The organism is Nocardiopsis sp. TNDT3 (assembly GCF_003427465.1).
Taxonomy (GTDB): domain Bacteria; phylum Actinomycetota; class Actinomycetes; order Streptosporangiales; family Streptosporangiaceae; genus Nocardiopsis; species Nocardiopsis dassonvillei.
Window position 1 is genome coordinate 1 of the sequence record NZ_QPFC01000576.1, and the last position, 4,576, is coordinate 4,576.

A 4,576-nucleotide genomic window follows, 5' to 3' on the forward strand; every position below is an offset into this window, starting at 1 on the left:
GTTCCGGCTCGGGCACGGGCTCGGGCGGGGAGGGAGGCGGCATCGGGGTCGGAGGGAACGGATCCGGCGGCATCGGCCCCGGTTCGCGCAGGGTGCCGTCACGGGTACGGGTGTGCATCTGTCCTCCTCACGGGCGCGGCCCGCGGACTCTGCCGCCCGCGCGCCGCACCGCTCGTCAGGCCCCGGCCCGCAGCCGGGGCAGAACCTCCTCCGCGTAGAACGCGAAGAAGCCGTCCTGGTCGTCGCCCACCTGGCAGACGTAGACCTCGTCCACACCGGCCTCCAGGTACGGGCGGATCGCCGCCACGTGCACCTCCGGGTCGGGTCCGCAGGCGATCTCCTCCGCCACCATGTCCTCCGTGACCAGCCCCTGGGTGAGCTGTTCGAAGTGTCGGGGCAGCGGCAGCAGTTGGGGCGCCTCCCCCGCCAGCGCCTCGTTGGGCCAGCGCTCGTGCGCCACCCGCCGGGCCTCGGCCTCGCTCGGCGCCCAGCAGACCTTGAGCCCGCCCTGGACGGGTTTGCCGTCGCCGCCCCAGGCGCGGAAGTTCTCGACCGTCTCGTCGCTGGGCGCCACCTGGATCAGGCCGTCGGCCTCCCTGGCCGCCAGCCCCGTGGCCTTGGGGCCGAACGCCGACATGTAGATCCCCGGCGGCTCCTCCGGCAGCGTGTACAGGCGCGCGGTGTCCACCTCGTAGTGGCGGCCCCGGTGGGTGACGAGCTTGCCGGTCCACAGCTTGCGCATCACCTCCATGGCCTCCTCCAGCATCTCCAGGCGCCGGGCCGCGGGCGGCCAGGGCTGGCCGAGGATGTGCTCGTTGAGCGCCTCGCCGGTGCCCACGCCCAGGGTGAACCCGCCCCGGACCATCGACGCGGCGGTCGCCGCGGCCTGCGCGACCACCGCCGGGTGCACACGCGTGGTGGGGCAGGTCACCGCCGTGGTGACCGGCAGGGACGTCACCTGCCCGATGGCGCCGACCACCGACCACACGAAGGGGCTCTGCCCCTGCGCGTCCAGCCAGGGGTGGTAGTGGTCGGAGATCCACAGGGAGTCGAACCCGGCCTCCTCTGCGGCCCGCGCCTGGCGGACCAGTTCCCGGGGCCCGTGCTCCTCGCTGGCGAGAAAGTATCCGAAACGCGTCACGTCGTGCTCCCCCGATTCGCGGTCGCCGGTCGCCGTTCACCGCGGCGGCCTCCGGTCAGCGGCCGGGCCCGCCCGGTCCCGGCCCGGACCCTTCCGGTCCGTCGGCGTCCGGCCCCCGGTCCCCGGAGGTGCCGCCGCCCTCGTCGTCCCTCTGGTTGAGGCGCCTGCTCGCGCGCTCGTTGAGCGCCGTGGGCAGCTTCAGCACCCGGTTGACCACGGTGTCGTCCGCCTCGCGCCCGGGCCTGCGCTCCACGGATCCGCCCGGATCCGGCAGGACCCGGTCCATGACGCGCATGGCGCCCTGGACGAAGGAGGGGCACAGCCCCCGCGCGACGATGGCCGCCCGGGCCAGTGGCGTGAGCACCAGGTAGCTGCGCCCCCGCGCGGCCGCCTCCACGATCCGGCGCGCCGCGCGCTCCCCGCTCACCGAGACCAGGGGCAGCCCGGCGCCCAGGGAGAACCAGGTGTACTCGTGTTCGGGGTCTCCGGAGAAGACGGCGGCCTTGTGGGAGCCGGTGCGCATCAGCCCCGGGACCACCGTGGTGGTCCGCACGCCACGGCGGGCGACCTCGGCTCCCAGTCCCTCGGAGAGGCCGACCTCGGCGAACTTGGCGCAGGAGTAGGGCAGCAGGTGCGGCACGCTCAGGTGGCCGCCGATGGAGGTGATGGTGACCAGGGAGCCGCGGGTGCGCTCCAGCGGGCCGATGGCGGCCCGGGAGATGCGCAGCGGCGCCCAGAACATGGTCTCCATGGCGTCGCGGAAGTGGCTCTCCGAGAGCGTCTCCTGCGGCCCCACCTGGATGATGCCCGCGTTGTTGACGACGAAGTCCAGGTGGCCGAAGGCCGCGGTGGCCTCCTCGACCAGCTCCTGGGCGCACTCGGGGTCGCGGACGTCGCACCGGACGCCGCGCGCCCGCACGCCCCGCTGCTCCAGGTCGGCCACCGCAAGGTCGAGTTCGTCCTGGTCGCGGGCGCAGATCACGACGGACGCGCCGCGCCGGCCGAACTCGCGGGCCAGCTGGAGTCCGAGCCCGCGGGAGCCGCCGGTGATGAGCGCGACCCTGCCGTCCAGCAGGGCGGGCCGTCGCGGACCGGCCAGCGCCGCGGCTCCCAGGCCCAGGGCGGCACCCGCCACCATCCAGGGGACCGTCCCGCCGCGTCGGCGGCGCCGCCGCGGTTCGGGTTCGTCCCACCGGTCACGCCTGTCCCGGATTCGGGACGCCGCCCAGCCCGCACCGGCCAGGACCAGGGGCGCCCTGCCGCGGATCACCGGCCGCCCCGTCCGCCGTGGCCGCGGGCCGGGCCCGCGGTGGATGCCAGCGCCATGTCACTCCCTGTGCGTCGGAGAAGAGCGTTCCAGGGGGATGTGGGTGTACGGCTACCCGAGGCGGCGGAGCGAAAACGACCGGTGGCCGCGCTCCGGTCCGCGTCCCCGGGCCGGGTTCCCGTCAGCGGCGGCGGGGACCGCGGACACCGCCGCGAACACGGGAGCGGTGTTTCGCGCCCCCGTGTCCCGGCGGGGCCGGGGACCGCCTCACTGGCCGCCGGGCCGGTAGTCGCCCTTGGGCTTGGCGGGCTGGTTGGGGACGCCCTGCGGCGGCGGGCTGAACGCGGGAGCTGCGGTGTCCTCGCTCACCGGTGAGCCGCCGGCGGGCGGCCCCGGGCGCTCGGGCTGGAAGTCCTGCGAGCCCCCGGAGGGTTCGGCGCCCTGCTCCAGCTCCGTCAGGCGGTGCTCCAGGATCTCCAGGACGTTGATCCGGTTGGCGTGTTCGGACTCGTAGTGGATGAGCTGGCGCATCTGGTCGGCGTCGAGCGAGCGGACACGGTGCTGGAGCGTCCCCAGCGGAAGGCCCTCGTAGCCCTCGATCGGGGGCTGGGTCTCGTGATGCATCGACGTTCACTCCCTCTTCTGTCTGTACGGAACCGGGGTGACAGGCGTACGGGCTACCCGTGAGCCCCCGCACGAAACCGCAGGTGGCCGTGGCGGCGACGGGTTCCGGCCCCCGGCGGCGGGACTCCTCGGCACGGGCGGGAGCGACGGGGGCGGCCGTGGCCGGCACGGTTCCGGATGCCCCGAACCGCCGACGCGGGGGCGCTGTTGGTGCGCCTGTCCCGCGCGCTGTACTCTCCGCACGCCGGTCCGCCCGCCCGCGCGCGGGGACCCGGCGCACAGCCACACGAGGGAGAGATGCCATGACCTACGTCGCCGCCCCCGAGCGGTACGAGACGATGCCCTACCGGCGGTGCGGCCGCAGCGGCCTGCGGCTGCCCGCCCTGTCCCTGGGGCTGTGGCACAACTTCGGCCACGAGCGCGGTATCGAGGACCAGAGAGCCGTCCTGCTGCGCGCGTTCGACCTGGGCGTGACCCACTTCGACCTGGCCAACAACTACGGCCCCCCGCCCGGCTCCGCGGAGGAGAACTTCGGGCGGGTCATGACCCGGGACCTGCGCCGCTACCGCGACGAGATCGTGGTCTCGACAAAGGCCGGGTACCTGATGTGGCCCGGCCCCTACGGCGAGTGGGGCTCGCGCAAGTACCTGCTGTCCAGCCTGGACCAGAGCCTGGAGCGCATGGGCCTGGAGTACGTGGACGTGTTCTACCACCACCGGCCCGACCCCGACACCCCGCTGGAGGAGTCCATGGGCGCGCTGGACACGGCCGTGCGCCAGGGCAAGGCCCTGTACGCGGGCGTGTCCAACTACTCCCCCGAGCAGACGCGCGAGGCCGCGGCGATCCTGCGCGACCTGGGCACGCCGATGCTCATCCACCAGCCCTCCTACTCGATGTTCAACCGGTGGGTGGAGGACGGACTGCTCGACGTGCTCGACGAGGTCGGCGCGGGCTCCATCGCCTACTCCCCGCTGGCACAGGGGCTGCTGACCGACCGCTACCTCCACGGTGTGCCGGAGGGTTCGCGGGCGGCCGGGAGCAGCCCCTTCCTGAACGCCGAGGGCATCACCGAGGAGGTGCTGGAGCGGGTGCGCGGGCTCGACGGGATCGCCCGGCGGCGCGGGCAGTCACTGGCGCAGATGGCGCTGGCCTGGGTGCTGCGCGGCGGCCGGGTGACCTCGGCGGTGATCGGCGCGAGCAGCGTCGAGCAGCTGGAGGACAACGTGGCCGCGGTGGCCGACCTGGAGTTCGACGCCGGGGAGCTGGCCGAGATCGACCGGTACGCTCCCCGCGCGCGCTGAGCGGGTGGTCCGCCCGTTCCTGGTCAGGGCGGTGGACAGGTGCCCCCGCGCGCTGGGCGGGTGGCGGACCTGGCCGACATCGGCACCCGCCGCGAGGTGTACCCCCGCGCTGAGCGGGTGGGTCAGGACCTCGCACTCCACGAGGGCGCGCGGGGGTACGCCTCCGCGCGCTGACGTCCCTACCGCCCGGCTGTCCCCTTCCGCACCAACGTCCTCTGCCACCCCACCGGCCCCGCCGCGGAC

5 protein-coding genes are annotated in these 4,576 nt (G+C 74.5%); 2 read left to right on the top strand and 3 right to left on the bottom strand.

Annotated features, from left to right (window positions below):
* Positions 1-175: 175 nt before the first annotated feature.
* From DQW06_RS14750 to DQW06_RS14760, 3 genes are all read right to left on the bottom strand, one after another.
* Complete coding sequence (locus DQW06_RS14750; RefSeq protein WP_013152405.1) at positions 176-1,141, bottom strand: TIGR03557 family F420-dependent LLM class oxidoreductase; 966 nt, start codon at positions 1,139-1,141, stop codon at positions 176-178.
* Positions 1,142-1,196: 55 nt separating this feature from the next.
* A complete protein-coding gene (locus DQW06_RS14755; protein WP_117198686.1) occupies positions 1,197-2,411 on the bottom strand; it encodes an SDR family oxidoreductase in 1,215 nt (404 codons plus the stop codon).
* Between the two features lie 264 nt (positions 2,412-2,675).
* Complete coding sequence (locus DQW06_RS14760; RefSeq protein WP_013152403.1) at positions 2,676-3,032, bottom strand: hypothetical protein; 357 nt, start codon at positions 3,030-3,032, stop codon at positions 2,676-2,678.
* A 302-nt stretch (positions 3,033-3,334) separates the two neighbouring features.
* Between DQW06_RS14760 and mgrA the strand changes: the two genes are divergently transcribed.
* Entirely contained in the window at positions 3,335-4,333 is a 999-nt protein-coding gene (gene mgrA, locus DQW06_RS14765; protein ID WP_013152402.1) for an L-glyceraldehyde 3-phosphate reductase, read from the top strand.
* A gap of 39 nt (positions 4,334-4,372) precedes the next feature.
* Positions 4,373-4,507 (top strand): hypothetical protein, encoded by a 135-nt coding sequence (locus tag DQW06_RS29760; protein WP_255418239.1) that lies wholly within the window; start codon positions 4,373-4,375, stop codon positions 4,505-4,507.
* Positions 4,508-4,576 lie beyond the last annotated feature (69 nt).

Bases quoted from the DNA above. Each gene is read 5' to 3' on its own strand.
- DQW06_RS14760 (WP_013152403.1), bottom strand. From the start codon at position 3,032: ATGCATCACGAGACCCAGCCCCCGATCGAGGGCTACGAGGGCCTTCCG.
- mgrA (WP_013152402.1), top strand. From the start codon at position 3,335: ATGACCTACGTCGCCGCCCCCGAGCGGTACGAGACGATGCCCTACCGG.